General features: G+C 53.8%; 19 protein-coding genes. 5 read left to right on the top strand and 14 right to left on the bottom strand.

Annotated elements, in window-relative coordinates:
- Positions 1-63: 63 nt before the first annotated feature.
- The gene (gene guaA / locus H6F94_RS29365) at positions 64-1,674 is read left to right on the top strand and encodes a glutamine-hydrolyzing GMP synthase (RefSeq protein WP_524537857.1); all 1,611 of its coding nucleotides are present in this window, start codon (positions 64-66) and stop codon (positions 1,672-1,674) included.
- Positions 1,675-1,878: 204 nt separating this feature from the next.
- Here guaA and H6F94_RS29360 read toward each other — a convergent pair whose 3' ends face one another.
- Positions 1,879-2,622: a class I SAM-dependent methyltransferase gene (locus H6F94_RS29360; protein ID WP_242041460.1), complete on the bottom strand. Its 744-nt coding sequence runs from the start codon at positions 2,620-2,622 to the stop codon at positions 1,879-1,881.
- A gap of 126 nt (positions 2,623-2,748) precedes the next feature.
- On the opposite strand from H6F94_RS29360, the gene H6F94_RS29355 reads away from it, so the two are divergent.
- On the top strand, positions 2,749-3,420 hold the full coding sequence (locus H6F94_RS29355) for a DUF1361 domain-containing protein (RefSeq protein WP_190805785.1): 672 nt from the start codon (positions 2,749-2,751) through the stop codon (positions 3,418-3,420).
- Between the two features lie 75 nt (positions 3,421-3,495).
- Here the strand turns inward: H6F94_RS29355 and H6F94_RS29350 are convergent, their stop codons facing one another.
- A complete protein-coding gene (locus tag H6F94_RS29350; RefSeq protein WP_190805784.1) occupies positions 3,496-3,774 on the bottom strand; it encodes a hypothetical protein in 279 nt (92 codons plus the stop codon).
- 203 nt (positions 3,775-3,977) lie between these two features.
- On the opposite strand from H6F94_RS29350, the gene H6F94_RS29345 reads away from it, so the two are divergent.
- Positions 3,978-4,298: a hypothetical protein gene (locus H6F94_RS29345; RefSeq protein WP_190805783.1), complete on the top strand. Its 321-nt coding sequence runs from the start codon at positions 3,978-3,980 to the stop codon at positions 4,296-4,298.
- Between the two features lie 19 nt (positions 4,299-4,317).
- Here the strand turns inward: H6F94_RS29345 and H6F94_RS29340 are convergent, their stop codons facing one another.
- The 11 genes from H6F94_RS29340 to H6F94_RS29290 form a co-directional block, all read right to left on the bottom strand.
- Positions 4,318-5,475, bottom strand: a complete 1,158-nt coding sequence (locus H6F94_RS29340) for an aminotransferase class V-fold PLP-dependent enzyme (RefSeq protein ID WP_313949397.1) — start codon at positions 5,473-5,475, stop codon at positions 4,318-4,320.
- A gap of 147 nt (positions 5,476-5,622) precedes the next feature.
- Positions 5,623-5,931: a DUF3155 domain-containing protein gene (locus H6F94_RS29335; protein WP_190805782.1), complete on the bottom strand. Its 309-nt coding sequence runs from the start codon at positions 5,929-5,931 to the stop codon at positions 5,623-5,625.
- Positions 5,932-6,239: 308 nt separating this feature from the next.
- Positions 6,240-6,806 (bottom strand): hypothetical protein, encoded by a 567-nt coding sequence (locus H6F94_RS29330; protein ID WP_190805781.1) that lies wholly within the window; start codon positions 6,804-6,806, stop codon positions 6,240-6,242.
- Between the two features lie 78 nt (positions 6,807-6,884).
- Positions 6,885-7,487, bottom strand: a complete 603-nt coding sequence (locus H6F94_RS29325; RefSeq protein ID WP_396426465.1) for a VOC family protein — start codon at positions 7,485-7,487, stop codon at positions 6,885-6,887.
- A gap of 97 nt (positions 7,488-7,584) precedes the next feature.
- Positions 7,585-8,265 carry a pyroglutamyl-peptidase I gene (locus H6F94_RS29320; protein WP_190805780.1) on the bottom strand — a complete coding sequence of 227 codons (681 nt, stop codon included), beginning with the start codon at positions 8,263-8,265 and terminating at the stop codon, positions 7,585-7,587.
- The gene (locus H6F94_RS29315) at positions 8,262-9,128 is read right to left on the bottom strand and encodes a helix-turn-helix domain-containing protein (RefSeq protein WP_190805779.1); all 867 of its coding nucleotides are present in this window, start codon (positions 9,126-9,128) and stop codon (positions 8,262-8,264) included. Before H6F94_RS29315 ends, H6F94_RS29320 begins: the two co-directional genes overlap by 4 nt.
- A gap of 13 nt (positions 9,129-9,141) precedes the next feature.
- Positions 9,142-9,954, bottom strand: a complete 813-nt coding sequence (locus H6F94_RS29310; protein ID WP_190805778.1) for a pseudouridine synthase — start codon at positions 9,952-9,954, stop codon at positions 9,142-9,144.
- Between the two features lie 254 nt (positions 9,955-10,208).
- Complete coding sequence (locus tag H6F94_RS29305; RefSeq protein WP_190805777.1) at positions 10,209-11,600, bottom strand: sensor histidine kinase; 1,392 nt, start codon at positions 11,598-11,600, stop codon at positions 10,209-10,211.
- 8 nt (positions 11,601-11,608) lie between these two features.
- Positions 11,609-12,340 (bottom strand): winged helix-turn-helix domain-containing protein, encoded by a 732-nt coding sequence (locus H6F94_RS29300; protein WP_396426464.1) that lies wholly within the window; start codon positions 12,338-12,340, stop codon positions 11,609-11,611.
- A 158-nt stretch (positions 12,341-12,498) separates the two neighbouring features.
- Positions 12,499-13,281 carry a ChaB family protein gene (locus H6F94_RS29295; protein WP_190805776.1) on the bottom strand — a complete coding sequence of 261 codons (783 nt, stop codon included), beginning with the start codon at positions 13,279-13,281 and terminating at the stop codon, positions 12,499-12,501.
- Between the two features lie 106 nt (positions 13,282-13,387).
- Entirely contained in the window at positions 13,388-14,368 is a 981-nt protein-coding gene (locus tag H6F94_RS29290; protein WP_190805775.1) for a carbohydrate kinase family protein, read from the bottom strand.
- 177 nt (positions 14,369-14,545) lie between these two features.
- On the opposite strand from H6F94_RS29290, the gene pyrF reads away from it, so the two are divergent.
- Both pyrF and H6F94_RS29280 read left to right on the top strand, forming a co-directional pair.
- Positions 14,546-15,274, top strand: coding sequence for an orotidine-5'-phosphate decarboxylase (gene pyrF / locus H6F94_RS29285; RefSeq protein WP_190805774.1), 729 nt, complete (start codon positions 14,546-14,548; stop codon positions 15,272-15,274).
- Between the two features lie 17 nt (positions 15,275-15,291).
- On the top strand, positions 15,292-15,870 hold the full coding sequence (locus tag H6F94_RS29280) for a hypothetical protein (protein WP_190805773.1): 579 nt from the start codon (positions 15,292-15,294) through the stop codon (positions 15,868-15,870).
- Here H6F94_RS29280 and H6F94_RS29275 read toward each other — a convergent pair.
- Positions 15,848-16,546 (bottom strand): uracil-DNA glycosylase, encoded by a 699-nt coding sequence (locus H6F94_RS29275; RefSeq protein WP_190805772.1) that lies wholly within the window; start codon positions 16,544-16,546, stop codon positions 15,848-15,850. The genes H6F94_RS29280 and H6F94_RS29275 overlap by 23 nt on opposite strands.
- Positions 16,547-16,760 lie beyond the last annotated feature (214 nt).

Genomic DNA, 16,760 nt, shown 5'->3' with positions numbered 1-16,760 from the left:
ACCCTACCTGAATTGAAGGTCAGGTATTTTCCAGCTCCATTGCCTGTAAGAGGACACTTGACGGTGGTTCCACAGACCCAAATTCCCGATGCACCCATAGAGAGTGCCTACCAGATTGAGCGCCAGATGATTGCAATTCTGGATTTCGGCTCCCAGTATTCCGAACTAATCGCACGACGCATCCGGGAGACCCAGGTTTACTCTGAGGTTCTTTCCTACCGTACAACGGCAGAACAGCTCAAACAACTTAATCCTCAGGGCATTATTCTTTCGGGTGGTCCCAGCTCGGTTTACGACAACCACGCACCCCTATCTGACCCAGAGATTTGGAATCTAGGTATTCCTGTGCTGGGTGTTTGCTACGGCATGCAGCTGATGGTGCAGCAGTTAGGTGGTCAGGTTGAGCGGGCAGCGCGAGGAGAGTACGGCAAGGCCTCACTCCAGATTGACGATCCCACCGATCTGCTGACCAATGTCGATGACGGCACCACGATGTGGATGAGCCATGGCGATTCGGTGACGGCTCTGCCTAATGGCTTTGAAACCCTGGCACATACCGCAAATACTCCCTGTGCTGCCATCGCTCACCATGAGCGTAACCTCTACGGTGTGCAATTCCACCCGGAAGTGGTGCATTCACTAGGTGGCATGGCCTTAATTCGCAACTTTGTTTACCACATCTGTCGTTGCGAACCCACCTGGACGACAGAAGCCTTTGTGGAAGACGCTATTCGCGAAGTGCGAGCCCGGGTCGGTGAAAAGCGGGTACTGCTGGCTCTATCGGGCGGAGTTGATTCTTCAACGCTGGCCTTTTTGCTGCACAAGGCTATTGGTGACAAGCTCACCTGCATGTTCATCGACCAAGGTTTCATGCGTAAGGGTGAGCCGGAGCGGTTGCTGAAGCTGTTTCAGGAGCAGTTTCACATCCCTGTAGAGTATGTGAACGCCCAAGAGCGTTTCCTTGATCAACTTGAAGGCGTTACCGACCCTGAAGAGAAGCGGCGACGCATTGGCCACGAGTTCATCCAAGTATTTGAGTCGGAGTCTAGGCGTCTTGGTCCCTTTGACTATCTAGCTCAAGGGACGCTCTATCCGGATGTGATCGAATCTGCTGATACCAACGTCGATCCGGCAACGGGCGAAAGGGTCGCAGTCAAGATCAAGAGCCACCACAATGTCGGTGGTTTGCCTAAAGACCTGCGTTTCAAGCTAGTTGAGCCCTTGCGTAAGCTCTTTAAAGATGAAGTGCGCAAGGTCGGGCGTTCATTAGGTCTGCCCGAAGAGATTGTACAGCGCCATCCGTTCCCGGGTCCCGGTCTAGCGATCCGCATTATTGGTGAAGTGACCTTAGAGCGCCTAGAGATCGTACGGGATGCTGACCTGATTGTGCGCCAGGAAATCAATCGTTCCGGTTTCTATTCCCAACTCTGGCAAGCCTTTGCTGTGCTGCTACCCGTGCGTAGTGTCGGCGTCATGGGTGACCAGCGCACCTATGCTTATCCAATTGTGTTGCGCCTGATTAAAAGTGAGGATGGCATGACGGCAGACTGGGCGCAGGTTCCCTATGAGTTGCTGGAAACTATCTCCACCCGCATTGTCAACGAGGTCAAGGGAGTCAACCGTGTCGTCTACGACATTACCTCCAAACCACCTGGCACCATTGAGTGGGAATAAAGCGCTTAGGGCTACCGCTTTGGGCCTTTGAGCTCTAGATCTCTAGTCCAAAGATCTCTAAAAGCTCGCTAAGTTAAGCTAAGTCAAATCGTTCAAGAGCCCCAAGTTCAACCTTATGTAAGGGAAGCCTGGGGCTTTAACTTGCTGTCAATCAGCTGTTTCGAGCAAGCTGCTTTCCTCTTCGGCAGATTCTGCTAGCAGTTTTCACTCTGCTAGAGCTGTCTTATAACCAAGCACGGCATAGAAAGGATCGCCTGCGGGTAGCAGCCAACCGAGTGGACCTGAACTGCGGCCCTGGTTCTGTACTGCCTCAATCCGCTCAAAGCCACCAGCGTTCTGGAAATAGCGCTTCACCAGTTCTACCCGCTCTGTCTCATTGCTCTCCATCCAAACGCGAATCGCCTTTTGATGAAACATGCGATTGCTGAAGCTGGTGATTACAACTCCCCCAGGGGTCAGGAGCCGCTGTAGTTCCTGAAACAGCTCCAGAGGACGGGTGACGTACTGGATAGAAACAGCAATTAGAATTGCGTCGAAAGATTGATCCTCGAAGGATAAACGTGGATTCTTATTCAGATCTTGCACAACGAACTTAGCCAGACTGGGATTGCGCCCCAGTTCCTCTGCGTTCAGACCATGACCTACTACCTCACGCAAAGGTAATTCGGAGGCATCCGGCAGGTGTGATACCCAACTGCTCATCAAATCCAGTACCCGACTATCTGCTGGAATACGCTCGGCATAAAGGCGGGTGAGTTGATCGATGAAGCCGTCATCGACATGGGTCACGAAGCGCGGAAAGCTGTAGAACTGCGGATCAGCAGACTCGTCTAGGCGCTGAACATCTTGGTTGGAGAGCAAATCAGCCATGATTTTAAAAGGGAAAGCTTGCGATAGAGCGTTGCAGTAGGGGCGGTTGCAGGGAGCAGTTTCGATCCCAGCACTCATGGAAATGAGCTGTTATAACTTTTGTAACAGAAATTTATCTAAACTCGGGCCTCAAATCGAACCAGGCGATCCATCCCTGGTCAGGTTATAGGTTAATCAAGTTATAGCCGGATCTATGGTGAGAGCATGGCTGCGCGAATGGTTGCTTTCTGCCGATATATCTGGGAAGTTCTGCATCCCGACTTTGGCTTGGGTTGGAATTTATTCCTCGCTTTGATTCCGCTAGGGCTGAGCTTGTTGCTGTTTAGAGGCAAAGCTCGTGGACAGGGTGGGCGACGAGGGACGCTTTGGTGGTTAACAGCAATCGCTTTTCTGCTATTTCTGCCGAATGCGGCTTATGTGCTCACTGATGTGATTCACCTGATTACTGAGATTCGCCGTGAGCCGCCTCTGCCCCTGTGGACGATTGTGCTGATTCTGATTCCGCAGTATGCCCTGTTCATCCTGGCGGGCTTTCAAGCCCATGTCCTGTCCCTTCTAAATCTGGGCCACTATCTGCAAAAGCAACGGCGGCCGTCCTGGGTCTTGCCTATGGAGTCAGGGCTGAACTTGCTGTGCGCGATGGGTATCTATCTAGGCCGCTTCCGACGCTTCAACAGTTGGGATATTGCCACACAGCCAGAAGAGCTGCTCTATACCACTCTCAATGACTTCACCAGCCGCTTTCCCCTTGCTGTGGTGACGGTGACCTTCGTGGTGATTACGGGATTGTACTACCTGTTTAAGGGGGTGGACTTAGCGGTGTTAGAAGCTTGGCAGCGACGCCACATCAAGCCAGAGCCACCGGCGAAGAACTAGGCCCAAAACTAAATCTAGAGCTGAACCTAGAAGCTAAGTCTAGAACTGAGCCTTGCTTTTGAGTTGCCTCTATCTCTATTGATGATCCTCGGCTCGGGGAGTCCTACCTCTCTGTTGCTCGCGACGAAAGGTCAAGAACCCTGGCTGTCTTGCAAGGCGCTTGAGTTGACTGCAAGCATCATCCCTACCACTGAGAAAATTGTGGACAGCCTGCAAAGCCAGAGCTTCGCCTTGGAGTTGAGCCACAATCTCCGACATTTCCGGATGCCTGCCGATTGCCGCCAGCCTACGCTTGATGGCAATTTGAGCCGTTTCAACTTCGGTTAGTAACTTGTCCACCTTGGTCTTTGGCACAGATCCCTCCCAGTCCGGAATAGGTCCTGCCTTCCCCGAGGGAGACTTAGGCATGACCTCTGTGGTCCATACTACTAGGCGAGCTTACCCATTTTCTAAGGATTTCAAGTCATTAAGACTACACGTAACTCAGAGTTAACATTAGACCTTCCGGGTCGGGCTGGGTCTACAAGGGTAATTGTAGAAGCACTTCTAAAGCGACTATGGCTAATCTGTCAAGGCAGTTATGCACAGGCATCGGCTGTGTCGTTGAATACCTTGATTCGGAGCAGTTCCTAGGTGAAGCGGCAAAGTGGTCTGCCCTGTCCTTACAGGTGGCAACTGTGCCAATGATCATCAAGGGCTTTATTGCCCATACCGGCTTGCCCTTGGTGATGACCTTGCCCACAGTCTGTGTGTTTGCCTTCCGAAGCCGCTACGGCTGGAAGAAGCAACTGCTAACCAATCAGTCCGACTACATAGGCCTGCTGGTTTGGAGCATCTTAGGTCTACAGTCAATTACCTTCAAGAGCAGCATTTTCTGAGCGCTGCTCTAACTGAGCCTCAGGCTAAGGCTGCTTGCAGGGTGTCTACTAGTTTTTGAAGATCTTCTGGTGTACTCAAGTAATGGACGGAGGCCCGAATGCAGTTGGGATCAGCAATGGTACGTACAAACACAGCTTGCTCCTCCAAGGCTTTGACCAGGCTAGCGTGCTCCTGCCCATTGACCTGGAACGAGACTAAGCCAGCTTCTGGCGCAGTCTGACGCAGGCAAGTGATGTCTGGGATTGCCTGCAACTGTTGCCAGAGCTGAGTACTGAGGCTAACGATACGCTCATAACGCGCTTGGGCCGTCCCCCAAGCTGCATGTGAAGCGATAGCCTGACGCAGCCCACCGTACAACATGAAGGCGGAACTGGCTACTTCATAGCGACGGCAATCCGGATGCCACTCAGCAGGTGCCGCAGAAGAGTAGGTGCGAGTGCTACGCCAGCCAATAAAGGTTGGTTCCAACTCGGCCTGAGCTGCGACGCTGACATAAAGCCCGCCAACCCCTGCGGGACCACACCACCACTTGTGCCCTGTAAAGGCGTAGAAGTCGACTGCTGATTCAGGCAAGTTTAAGGGTAGAACGCCAACTGATTGAGCCGCATCAACTAGCACCCGGGTGCCTTGAGCATGACAAACACGGACAATCTCAGCAAGAGGTAGGACTTGCCCAGTGTTCCAGAGGATGTGGCTAATCACCAGTAGTCGTGTGGCAGGACGCAGGTACGCCTGCACGATCCCCACCGCATCGTTTGGATTCAGGGTTGACTGCAGGGGACAAAAAGAGACCTCAATGCCAAAACGCTTCTGCAGCTGAAAGGCGGCTGCAACGATACCAGGGTGTTCACAGTCTGACAGCAGCAGATGATCCCCAGCCTGCCAAGGCAATCCCCAGAGGGCAATATTGCAGCCAACTGTTGTATCTTCTGTCAAGGCTATGGTTTGGCTGGGGGCGCCTAACTCAGCCGCAATCGCAGTCCGAGTTGCTTCACACTCAGATGCAATCCAGGCGTTGACTTGTGCACTGAAGGGTCCTAGCTGGTCAATCTTGCGGTAATTCTCTTGAATAATCTCTAGGGCAGATGAGGGAAGTGGGCCCTGGCCGCCATAGTTGAAATAAGCTTTGTCAGCGAGAGCAGGAAACTGCTGGCGATGGACACCCAAATCAGACACAGGCAGAACTCAGACTCTAAGACTTCTGGATTCTAGCCCAGGCATAAGCTCTCACCTCTGGGTCTAGAGCTCAAAAGCATAACCTCCACGCCGGAGTACCGTTTAGGCACGATGGCGTGGAGGTCCGATTCCCTGAAACCAATCGTCTCAACCAACAGAAGCAGCCAACTCTTCGGCCTCTTCCGGTGGCTTGAGGCTAGGGAAGAGGAAGTGATTTTCTTCTACGTATTGTGCCCCGAACAGGCCCTTCTCAGCCCAAAAATAGCGGTCAGTGGTGTGCTCGTTCCGTCGAACGAGTAGCAAGGCAGGTGGTGCAATCCCGGCAGTATGGATAAACTTACGGGCCGCTGTGACCGGCTTATCGTCGCCACTGTCAATGCTGAACTGAGGAACGTGTTCTAGGATTCTACGTCCCTCTAGACGCCGCCGACTCTTCCGTTTCCGTCTCCTAGCCAAACCTCGTACCTCCTTGAGTGTTGCGGTAGCAGCTTGCAATCCTGACTAAATTGTGTTTGCGGCTACAAAATCCGTTGTGAGTATATCGGTTCGGCACTAGGAATTCAACTTTTCTTAACGGAAAGATACAGATACTTGATGAAATGTCTAGCTATTGGTTAGCAGAACAAATCAGGCCGCCGTAAAACTCCACGTTGGATAGCTACCCAGCGCAAATAGCCACAAATAGTCGCTGCAACTGAATGCAGCTTACCGGAATATTGCGAAAAATTTAACTTTGAAATGGCGCAAAAACTGTCTAGCGTTCTTTAGCGTCCGGGTTGAGAGGGTGGACGTAGTAAGAAAAAGCTTACGCCAAAGGTAGAGACGGCAAATGTCAAAACGACTAGGGCTAGAACCACGGCTGGCAGCCAACCCTTGACTGCCCGATCAGAAGTGCCAGCGCGGAGGTCCAAGCTCTCTGCTATTTGAGACTCTTCTTGATAGAGCAATGGTTCGTGTTCTGGTATTGGTCCGTCTGGGGAGCTTACTTCAGGTGCAGTGCTGTTGCTCTCCCCTACAAAGCTCCGCGCAAGCCGGTCAGCGACACTAGCCGTTCTAGCAGTTATTGACTCACCCTCTACCTCAGAGCTGTGAAGAGAGTCAGCAATCTGCTTGAGGCGAGCACAGGCGCGTACGGTGGTTTCAACCTCAGCCCGGAAGCGCTGATTTTGCCGAACCAATTCCTGGTTCTGCCGAGTCAAGGTTTCTAGTCGTGTCCGGGTGACCTGCAACTCACTAGCCAGCTCTCGATATACAGAGATCGGAACTGAAGCTTGCTGTGCACCCGATCTAGACTCTGTACGAGGTGAGGAGGTATTGAGGTTGGAGGTCATAGACGCGGGTGCCGCTGAGCGAACGGCAGCAGAACGAAGAAAACACTTGCAGTTTACAGTAATCCAGCCGAAGCCGCTTTAGGTAGTGGCTTCAGACATCTCAATAACTCGACCTTGGCGATCCTTAACTAGGAAGTTCAGCGGTTTCTCGGCCCGAATCTTATACTTTACGCCTCGAGTCTGGGCGCGCATCAATACCTTTTCCAGGCAGTCACGGTCAAAGCAAACGTGACGGTCGCGCTTGGGGCTCTGAGAATTAGCGCCGCTAATCACATGCAGTTGGACGTTCTTCTCAAGCTGGTACCACAGTCCGTCTGGAGCATCAGTGCGACGAGCAGTTGCGACACTGCCACGCATATCAGCCGGGAAATACAAAGGATCGACCGCGCCCGCCCCTAATGTCTGCTCATAGTTGTAGTAGTAGTGCAAGGGCACATCTGCAGCGGGCAAGTCGAGCTGACCTTCGTAAAAGCTACGGGCTTGGTCAAGATCAGACACCATGACGGTATGCACCTTAGGCGCACTGGTTAGAAACATCCACATCGCGACTGCATAGGCACCCAGCAGCATCACCATGACGCTCTGGGTTGAGAACAGTGCATCCAGTGGTAGCAGAACACTCAGGCTTGGCCAGGAGTAAGCAGTCAGCAGTGGCATTCCATCCATGGCAACAACAGGCATCAGTATTGATTTAGTTGGGATGTGATCAATGAGTCAGGATGAAGGCAGATCCCTCCTCCTTATCCACCATACTAATACTTACTTCCGGGAACACTTGCTACTTCCCTGGGGGTGACAGCGCTAGCTTTAAGGCTTCTGAAATTAGGAACTGCACCGCCTGACATTGCGATTTCAGGGCCAACGCAGGAGGCTCTTTTAGAGCCTCCTGCGTTGGTAGTTGCTCGGGTAATAGAGGCAGATGCACGAAGACTGCCTGTAGCCGAGGCTGTTGACTATTCTTCTGAGTGTTGTAGTAAGCGTTGTAGTACAAGCTTTGATAGTACACCTGGTTACAAAGATAGGTCCCTGCATCCTCAGAAACTTGGGTCGCGATACCCTGCTCGTTCAAGGCGGTTGCCCAAGCCTGCAACGGTAAAGGGCTAGCTAAACTCTCGGGGCCTTCAGGCTCAATGACCTGCCGCTGAGGTTGTTGACCCATGTTGTCAGGGATCGAAAAGTCAAGGCAGTTGCGAGCTAACCGTTCCAGACAAATCTCAGCTCGTCCAGGCGCCTGTCCCAAGCAGATCAGCACCGATGGTTGCTGGCTTGCCAGAGCTGAACTCAGAATCTGCCAGGCTTGCTGACTGGCACAAGGAAGCAATAGGCTCTCTGCCCCAGGCAGATGCTTCAACACCCCGATCTCTAGATGCTGAAGAACCTGCTGCGAAGCGTTAATCGAGAAGTTGCCGTAGGGCTCGAAAGCTGTCAGCAGCAGCTGACAGCGACTAGCTGGACTCACGGGGTAGGCGATGGATTCGGTGTTGGGGCTGAAGCAGCTGGAGTAGGGGTCTCGGTAGACGAATTCGCACTGAACACTTCCTCGGCAACGGCTCCTGGCTGTCCCAGTGCCCGAGGCGGTTGATTACCAGAGGTGACTTTCACGCCGCCCGCATTGCCGACGCGCAGCAAGATCTTAGATTGAGCAGACCAGTTACGTTGATCTCCCTCGTGTAGGATGCCTTCAAAGGCGGTTTTACCGTCGCTGATCACCCGTACCCAGGACTGATTAGTCAGAGAGATCCCCACGTTGACTGGTTGGTCCGCACGAAACTGAAACGGAGCATTAGTGCTGCCATTGCTCGCGTTCACTGGCGGTGAGGCCCAGGGGCTACTACCACTGGCAGGCGCGGAACTGGATGGGACTGGTGCAGTTGGCGAAAGCTGAGCTGCACTCCCTAGAGAAGTTTCAGAATCACTTACCGTTTTGCCAGAATGGTCGAGCAGCAGGGATAGACTCCCTACCGCACAGGCAATCAGGGCGACATAAAACAGATAGAGATGCATCGGACGCAACTGAGCGGCGGCCGACCCTCGCCAAGCTTCGGAAGAATTGGGCTTGAGATGCACTGGAAATGAGTAGGCAAGCTGGGCGCCATCAAGTCCTAACGCATCTGCAAATCGCCGAATAAAGCCCTGAATGTAAACTGGCTCTGGCAACTGGTCTAGCTGCCCTTGCTCGATTGCGCTCAAATGCTTGATCTGGATCAAGGTCTGAGCGGCAACGTTTTCCAAGCTCAAGTTCAAGTCTTCACGCGCTTGGCGCAGATAGGCACCAAGTTCAACCAGACGCAGCGATTGCTGCTGGTCCGTTCGGGGTTCCATGACAACGCTGTTGCTACGCACTCCTAGCACCTTGAATACCTCTGATGTCTGAATGGTCAAAATCACTGGCGCTGCTATAGGCTGCTTTGAGCTGCTGCACTTCAGCGGGTGACAAAACTCGATAGGCTCCAACTGCCAACTTACCCAAATTGAGGGGACCAATGGCGAGCCGATGCAGTTTCAGAACCGGATGGCCCAACTGCTCAGCTACGCGCCGGATCTGACGATTGCGTCCTTCCTGAAGCACAATCTCTAAAGTTGTGGTGCGCTCGCCTCGGTGCAGCACCCGTACCTTGGCTGGCAATGTGAGTCTGCCATCTAGTTCTATGCCTGAGCGCCACTGAGCTAAAAGCTCGAGTGCTGGATGACCCTGAACCTGGACTTGGTAAGTTTTAGCAACCTGCTTTTGGGAAGCGGAGCCAGGATAATGGGGATGGGTGAGTCCATAGGTCAGCTCGCCATCATTTGTGAGCAGCAGGGCACCAGTACTGTCTGCGTCTAAGCGACCCACCGGATGAAGGCCCTGTCCTGAACGCCACTGGGCTGGCAGTAGATCCAGGACGGTGCGTCGAGCTTGGGGATCGTCGCAGGTAGAGAGCACACCGGCTGGCTTGTTCAATAGCAAATAGAGATGTGCAGGCTGGTTTTCAGACTCTAGAGGCCGCCCATCCACCTCAATCTGATCAACCGTTGGATCGGCTTTGTGACCCAAGGTTGTAATTACTTCGCCATTGAGACGGACACGCCCAGACTGAATGAGTTGCTCAGCCTGTCTGCGCGAGGCAATCCCCCAGCGGGCAAGAATCTTCTGGAGGCGTTCAGCCATGACTACTGTTTTCGGGCGACTTTACTGGAATGAACCGTCCAACGAACTGTCCGGGGGCTAGCAGTTGTCAATGAACAACTGGCTCGGTAGATAAACGCTACTGAATCAAGCTTACAAACTCGGCCAGCCTTAGTTACAAGGCTATCAATGAGGCTAGCACCATGTACCCACCATGTACTCAAGATATTACTGGTAAGCCCCAGAGTTGGGAATAGCCGATTGAACTTCTTGAATTAGCGTAGAACCTAATAGGCTTAAGGTAAAGCTGTAACGTTGATGCTTTGCGGTACTGCTTGAATGCGGGGTAGGCGAATACACAGCCAGGCCCCGCCTGTTTGTGGGTGATTCGCCGCTGTAATCGTGCCACTGTGAGCTTCAACGATCTGCTGGGCAATCGCGAGCCCCAAACCGCTGCCGTTAGGGCCCAAATGGCTAGGCTGGGCAACTGCTGGCGCAAGATGGGTTCGAGCAGCATCAGCACGGTAGAAGCGTTCAAAGACATGAGGAAGCGCTGCTTCCGGGAAGCCAGGACCCCAGTCGATGACCTCAATGGTGATCATCTCTGAGCCGTCCGTTTCAGGGTTAGAACTGCTGCCTTCTGGCAACGCACTGCTGATGCTGATTCGGATCGGTTGACCATTCTCGCTGTGCTGGATGCTGTTGTCCAGTAGATTAAACAACACCCGGTACAGGCGTGGCTCGTCTGCCTGGATCGTGAGTTGACTAGGCCCCACGTAATCTAGGCGCTGTTGTTTCGCACTACTGAGAGGGGTCAGGTTCTCCCAGGCGGAACGCACTAGAGCAGGTAAATCCACTGCTTTGATAGACAGAGCTCGCACTGCCTGCACATCGAGACGGCTTAGCTCTAAAAGATCCTGAACCAGACTGCTCAGCCGTTGAGTCTCGTTAAGCAGGCGATCTAACCAGGGACGCACCGAGGCGTCAACCTTGGATTGCAACATCTCAGCGACGAGCCGCACTGAGGTCAGAGGCGTTTTCAGTTCGTGGGCGACGTCGGAAGTCCAGCGGTTGTGCTGCTGAGCGATCAGAACGGCCTCGCGTCGGTCTTCCAGATAAACTCCGACACAGCCTTCGCTGAGATGCACGCCCAGACCCCGGACTGGCACAGGACGACGCTCGGGCGGTGTGGGGGGGAAAGTCCATTCTGCCTGAACCGATCGCTGCTGCTCCCGAGCAATCTCAATCAGCCGGTCCAGCTCGTAAGAGCGAACAACTTCCAGCAGCAGACGCCCCAAGCGTGGCTCCTGGCCATGCTCAATCCCTAACAGCTTGCGAGCTAGGACATTCCAGTAAACCAGGCGGTTCTCTCCATCAACCTGGAGATAGCCAATCGGCGCTTCGCTTAACAGCCGTTGGTTGTCGGTGAGCTGCTGCTGAAGTTGGTAAATTTGTTCCGTCTGTAGGCTTACTGCAGCAGACAGCCTAGAAAATAGAGCTGAGGGCTGAGGGGTTGAACTGGGAGGACTGGTGCTTTCCACAATCGAGAGTAGTCTTCGCAGCCTTCGATGCAAACGAGCCTGAATGATCCAGGTCAGCAGCACACCCAGCCCCAGACCAGAGGCAAAATAGACAAAACTGGGGAAAGGCACCACAGCTAATACAGCAGCCAGGATCGCTTCCCCCATTAAACTTACTATCCAAACCGATAGCCAAAACCCCGAACGGTCACTAGATAATCGGGATGACTGGGATCACGCTCCAGCTTTTCCCGCAGCCAGCGGATATGAACATCTACAGTTTTGCTGTCTCCCATAAAGTCTGGTCCCCAAACCCGTTCTAGTAACTGCTCCCGCGACCAGACCCGGCGTGGGTGAGTCATAAACAGCTCTAGCAGGCGGAACTCCTTGGGTGAGAAGTTAACTTCCTGGCCTCGCACCAACACCCGACATTCCTCGGGGTACATCACGATCTCGTTGAACTTGAGTATGGCTCCCTGTACAGGCTCCCACAGGCGGTTTTGACGCCGTAGGATCGCCCGCACCCGTGCCACCAATTCCCGCATGCCGAAGGGTTTGGTGAGGTAATCGTCGGCACCGACCTCTAAACCCACCACCCGGTCGGTTTCACTGTCACGGGCACTCAGAATCAAGATCGGGACACTATTGCCTTCATGACGGATCAAACGGCAAAGGTCCAAGCCGTTGAGGTAAGGCAACATCAAATCTAGGATGATCAAGTCTAGAGGCTCCACAGATTTGGCGGTCTCTAGTGCCTCACGACCGTCAGCTGCGAGCAGGACTTCGTACCCTTCTTCATCCAGCGCCATAGCGATGGTTTCGCGAATCAGGGCCTCATCTTCGACTACCAAGACTCGACCAGTGCGAACTCTTGCAGGGTTCGTCGCACTCTCTAGGCACATCATCATAAAGTTCTGGGGGGACCAGCAACAGCCGGGCTCATAATACCACTCCCCCAAACTGTACCGCTGAAATGCTGTTGTGGACGATACAGTTCGGGGAAGTTTTAGCTTTGGTCGAAGGGTTCATTCACGCTAAAGGCAGTGACCAATCCGAAATCTAGACCTTAGCTTGCTTTAGACCAACGCCCGTCCGCCCCTTCAACGTAGTGGGTCCGAATCGTGTCCCAAGCAGCATGCTCAGCCTCGCTAGCACTGCTGGTTTCACTTAGAGCCCGGTTGTAGTGCTCGATATAGGTTTGTTGCGCTTCATCAGACAAATGAGAGCGCACTTCAGGCGATAGGTCCTGAACACTTTGAATAGGGCCAGTGCTTCCCCGAGGCAAAGCAGTCTGAGTGGTGCTTACTTCCTCGCCACCTGCACTTTCTAAAAGCAGTTGAATTTCGCCGCTTCGGTCAGCTGGTACTTCTGCCATCAACAGAAAATCGCCAGCTTCAACTCGAGTTTGGTAGATCGCTGCTTTGTCTTCGGGCATTCCCAAGGCTGCGAAGACAGACACCAAGCCAGCTCCCGCCGAACCAGCAATCGCGCCACTAGCAGCGCCAAGTAGCACTGCCCCCAGAGGACCCGCAGCAACTACCGGGCCAACAAAGGGGATAAACAACACGCCTACGCCGGTCAAAAGCGCTAGAACCGAGCCGAAGAGAGAGCCGAAAATGCCACCATTCTTGAGACCACCCAGGATCACATCCCGACGGGTCAGAAAGCCGGTAATGCGAGTTTCTGTGTGGAAATTACGGCCCATGACCGAAATATCTTCCCGTAACACCGCTCGATCCAGAAGACGCCGGATTGCGGCGTCAATCTTGGCCTGGTCGGTAAAGACGGCAGTGACAGCCCGTTCAACCTGCTGACTGGGTTGGGAGGCTGAGGTAGACGTGGCGACCATGATGTCAGTCCCTATTCGGTTGCTTACAGCCAGAACGCTAGCAAGGCCATTCTGAGTCTATAAACGCCTAGCGATAGATTCAGCTACTAGTTAGGTTTTAGTGGGTCTAGTAGCTGACAACTTGGCGCAGCAACACATCAACTGCGGCAGCCGTCGGTTGAGCTGCAATGGCACCGGGCGCGGTAGTGGTCAAGGCACCGACAGCATTGGCGTAGCGGACTATGGCCTGAGCGCGCTGCGGATCGTTCAGGTTGCTCACAGCAGTTTGGTTCAATTGGTGTAGCAGGCCTGCCACGAAGGCATCGCCTGCACCTGTGGTGTCAACGGCTTTGACTGACAAAGCAGGTACTTTGCCTTCGTTCCCGCCCAGACAATAAGCACAGCCTTGCGCTCCAGCAGTGACAAATACACCTTCCACCTGACCTAAGCGATGGGCGATCACACCCGGATCCATAGTGCCGAATAGCCACTGGGCTTCCTCATCTGAGAGCTTCAGAAAATCTACCCGTTGCATCAAGGCCCGAATCGGTGCTTCTGCCTGAGCTGGATCGGGCCAGAACATGGGTCGCCAGTTGACATCCAGCAGAATTTTGACGAAGTTCTGTTCGCAGAGTTGTAAGGCGGTTTCAATCGCCGCGCGGGTTTGGGGATAAGCCAGTTCCAGTGTGCCCAGAACCAAAAAGTCAGCGGCTTCAAACAGGGGCACAGGTAGCTGGTCCTGGTTTAAAAAAGCATCCGCGAAGCGAGTGGTATCCAGGTCACCAAAGCCTGCAAAGGTACGCTCCCCCTCTTCAGACCGGGTGACGTAGACCAGACGGGTTGGGGCTGTTGAGTGGCGCTGGACGCCGCTGACTTCGACTCCGTCACTGCGCAGAACTGAGATCAGAGTGTCGCCAGCTTCATCGCTGCCCACGCAGCCGATAAAAGCGCTGGAGGTCCCCAACTTGGCAAGGCCACAGGCAACATTGGCCGGAGCCCCACCCGGATAAGGAGTCCAGGAGGTTACCTCCGCATATTCGCGACCTGACTGATCGGCGAGATAGTCAAACAGCACTTCACCCAGGCATATGACATGGGGGCTTGTCATCCCAAATTCCCAACACTGTGCCCCCCAGACTAGCAAAGGCTGTACCCGACACAGCGCCCGATTACCGAGAAGAGGCACACTAGACTCTGGTCAGGAGCTAGGTTTTGTCTAGTTGGGTCTTTCCAGATTCAATGGGACTAGACCTCACCCTAAGAATTGGATTGAGGGAATAGGCGGTTGAAACTTTCACCTGCAGATCAAATTATTGTGGCTTTGGATGTGGCCGGTGAGCCCGAAGCCCTGGCTTTAGTTGCTCAGCTGCCAGAAGTCCGCTTTTGGAAAGTGGGCCTAGAGCTATTTATTAGCTGTGGACCTGGCATTGTTCAGAAGCTGAGGCAACAGGGCAAGCGCATTTTTCTAGACCTGAAGCTGCACGATATTCCCAACACAGTTGCTGGGGCAGTGCAGGTAGCAGCTAGCTACGGCGTAGATTTGCTCACGGTTCACGCAGTGGGTGGACGAGCCATGCTGAAAGCGGCAGTGGCTGCAGCCGAAGCTGGTGCAGCCAAAGGGGGCGTTGCACCGCCTCGGCTATTGGCAGTTACACTGCTGACTAGCCTTTCATCCCGAGATCTGGCTTTTGACCTGAACGTACCTCTGGAGTTGCCAGAATACACACTGAAGTTGGCGCTGTTGGCGCAGGAATGTGGCATTGGCGGAGCTGTTTGTTCTCCTCAAGAGGTCGAAGAATTGCGAACGCGGCTGAATGATGGATTTTGCCTGGTCACACCGGGGGTGCGGCCAGACTGGAGCGTCGCGAACGACCAGAGCCGTCATACAACACCAGCCTCAGCTCTGCGTTGGGGAAGCGATTACTTGGTCATTGGCCGACCTATTACAGCCGCGCCTGATCCTGCTGCTGCCTTTCGCCGACTTTGTACAGAACTGTCGGAGGTTGGTGTGTGAGGCAAGGTCCAGGAGCCATGAGGCTGGGGCATCTCGGCTGGCTGTTGCTACTCCTATGGTCACCACCAGCCTTGGCTGGGGAGAGTTGTCCCGCAGACCTGCCAGGTCTAGCCCAAGGCCTAGTGCGCGATCTACCCAGTTACGCCAACCGGGCTTATGCGCGCTACAACTTGCGCACTCATTTGGTAGTGGCAGGTCGTCCTGAGTTTGATCCCCTGCCCACTGGTCCTGGTCAGCTCAACCGGGATTTAGGTCAGACTGCTGGCACGGCTGTACCTAACCGTGACGACGATGTGAAGCAGCTTTTTTTCAGTACCTTGGAGCGGGCCTATACGCCCGAGGGAACGCAGACAGTAGAGCAATTCCACTGGCTGTTTTTGGCTCAAGATGCAGAAACCTGGCGGTTAGCTCTACTATTCACCCGTACAGGGGCTCGTACAGGTAATCCTCCTCTGCTCACGCCCCCTCGCGATAACAGCAACGGCGCTCTAGCTGAAGCGATCCGAACCTGGCTGCGAGACTGTCAGGCAGGTTATTTGCGCCGTACACCATTGCGGTCTACGCCACCGCAGTCTATACAGCAGCCTCAGCCATAAGCTCGTCGTAGCGCTGGCGCACCTTTTGGATGTCTTGCCACATCAGCCATTTTGGGCTGCCTTTGTCCCGCGAAGGGTTGCGCAGCAAGTAAGCCGGATGAAAAATGGGCATGCAATCTCGTCCATTCCAGCTCAGCCACTCGCCTCGAATCTTTGTAATCCCCTGCTTATTGCCTGTCAGCGAACGTACGGCAGTCGCTCCGGTCAGCAAAATAATTTTGGGATCGATCATGCGGATCTGCTCTAACAGATAGCCCTTGCAAATGTCTGCTTCTTCGGTTGTAGGTGTCCGGTTACCAGGAGGGCGGCACTTAACGATATTGGAGATGTAAACATCGTCCTCGGTCAGCCGCACGGACTCTAAGATCTTCTCCAGCAACTGCCCAGAACGCCCCACAAATGGGATGCCAGTTTCGTCTTCGTGCTGCCCTGGCCCCTCTCCCACAATCATAATTTTGGCGTTCTCGCTGCCTCGACCGACCACCGCATGGGTCCGCCCCGCCGCTAGCTCACAGCGCACACAGCTATTGCAGTGCCGCACGATCGTCGCGATATCTGAGTAGCTGCCTGGAGGGATCGGTAACGATCCGTCTGTGGGAATCAGTTCTGGATCAAAATTCGTAGCAGCCGCAGGTTCAGATTGACCAAATAGGCTGATCTGCTCTTCGAGAGACATGGTCTAGTGTGGGGCAATACCCTGGCTATCTTACCTGACTGTCTTTGGCCCTGCTCCATTCTCCGGATGGACGCTAGTCCGCTGGAATCAGTAGAAATTAGCCCTAGCACAATCTGGATCTGCACTGAATCTGCACAGCCTGAAACGCTAGGGAGCTAGCCTACCTTCCCGCTGACCGTTCAAGAACTTTATTAGACTTGTTAACATATCGTGA

Source organism: Leptolyngbya sp. FACHB-261 (genome assembly GCF_014696065.1).
Taxonomy (GTDB): Bacteria; Cyanobacteriota; Cyanobacteriia; order FACHB-261; family FACHB-261; genus FACHB-261.
Note: the sequence above shows the minus strand (reverse complement) of the source record. Positions and strands in the feature narration are given on the sequence as shown.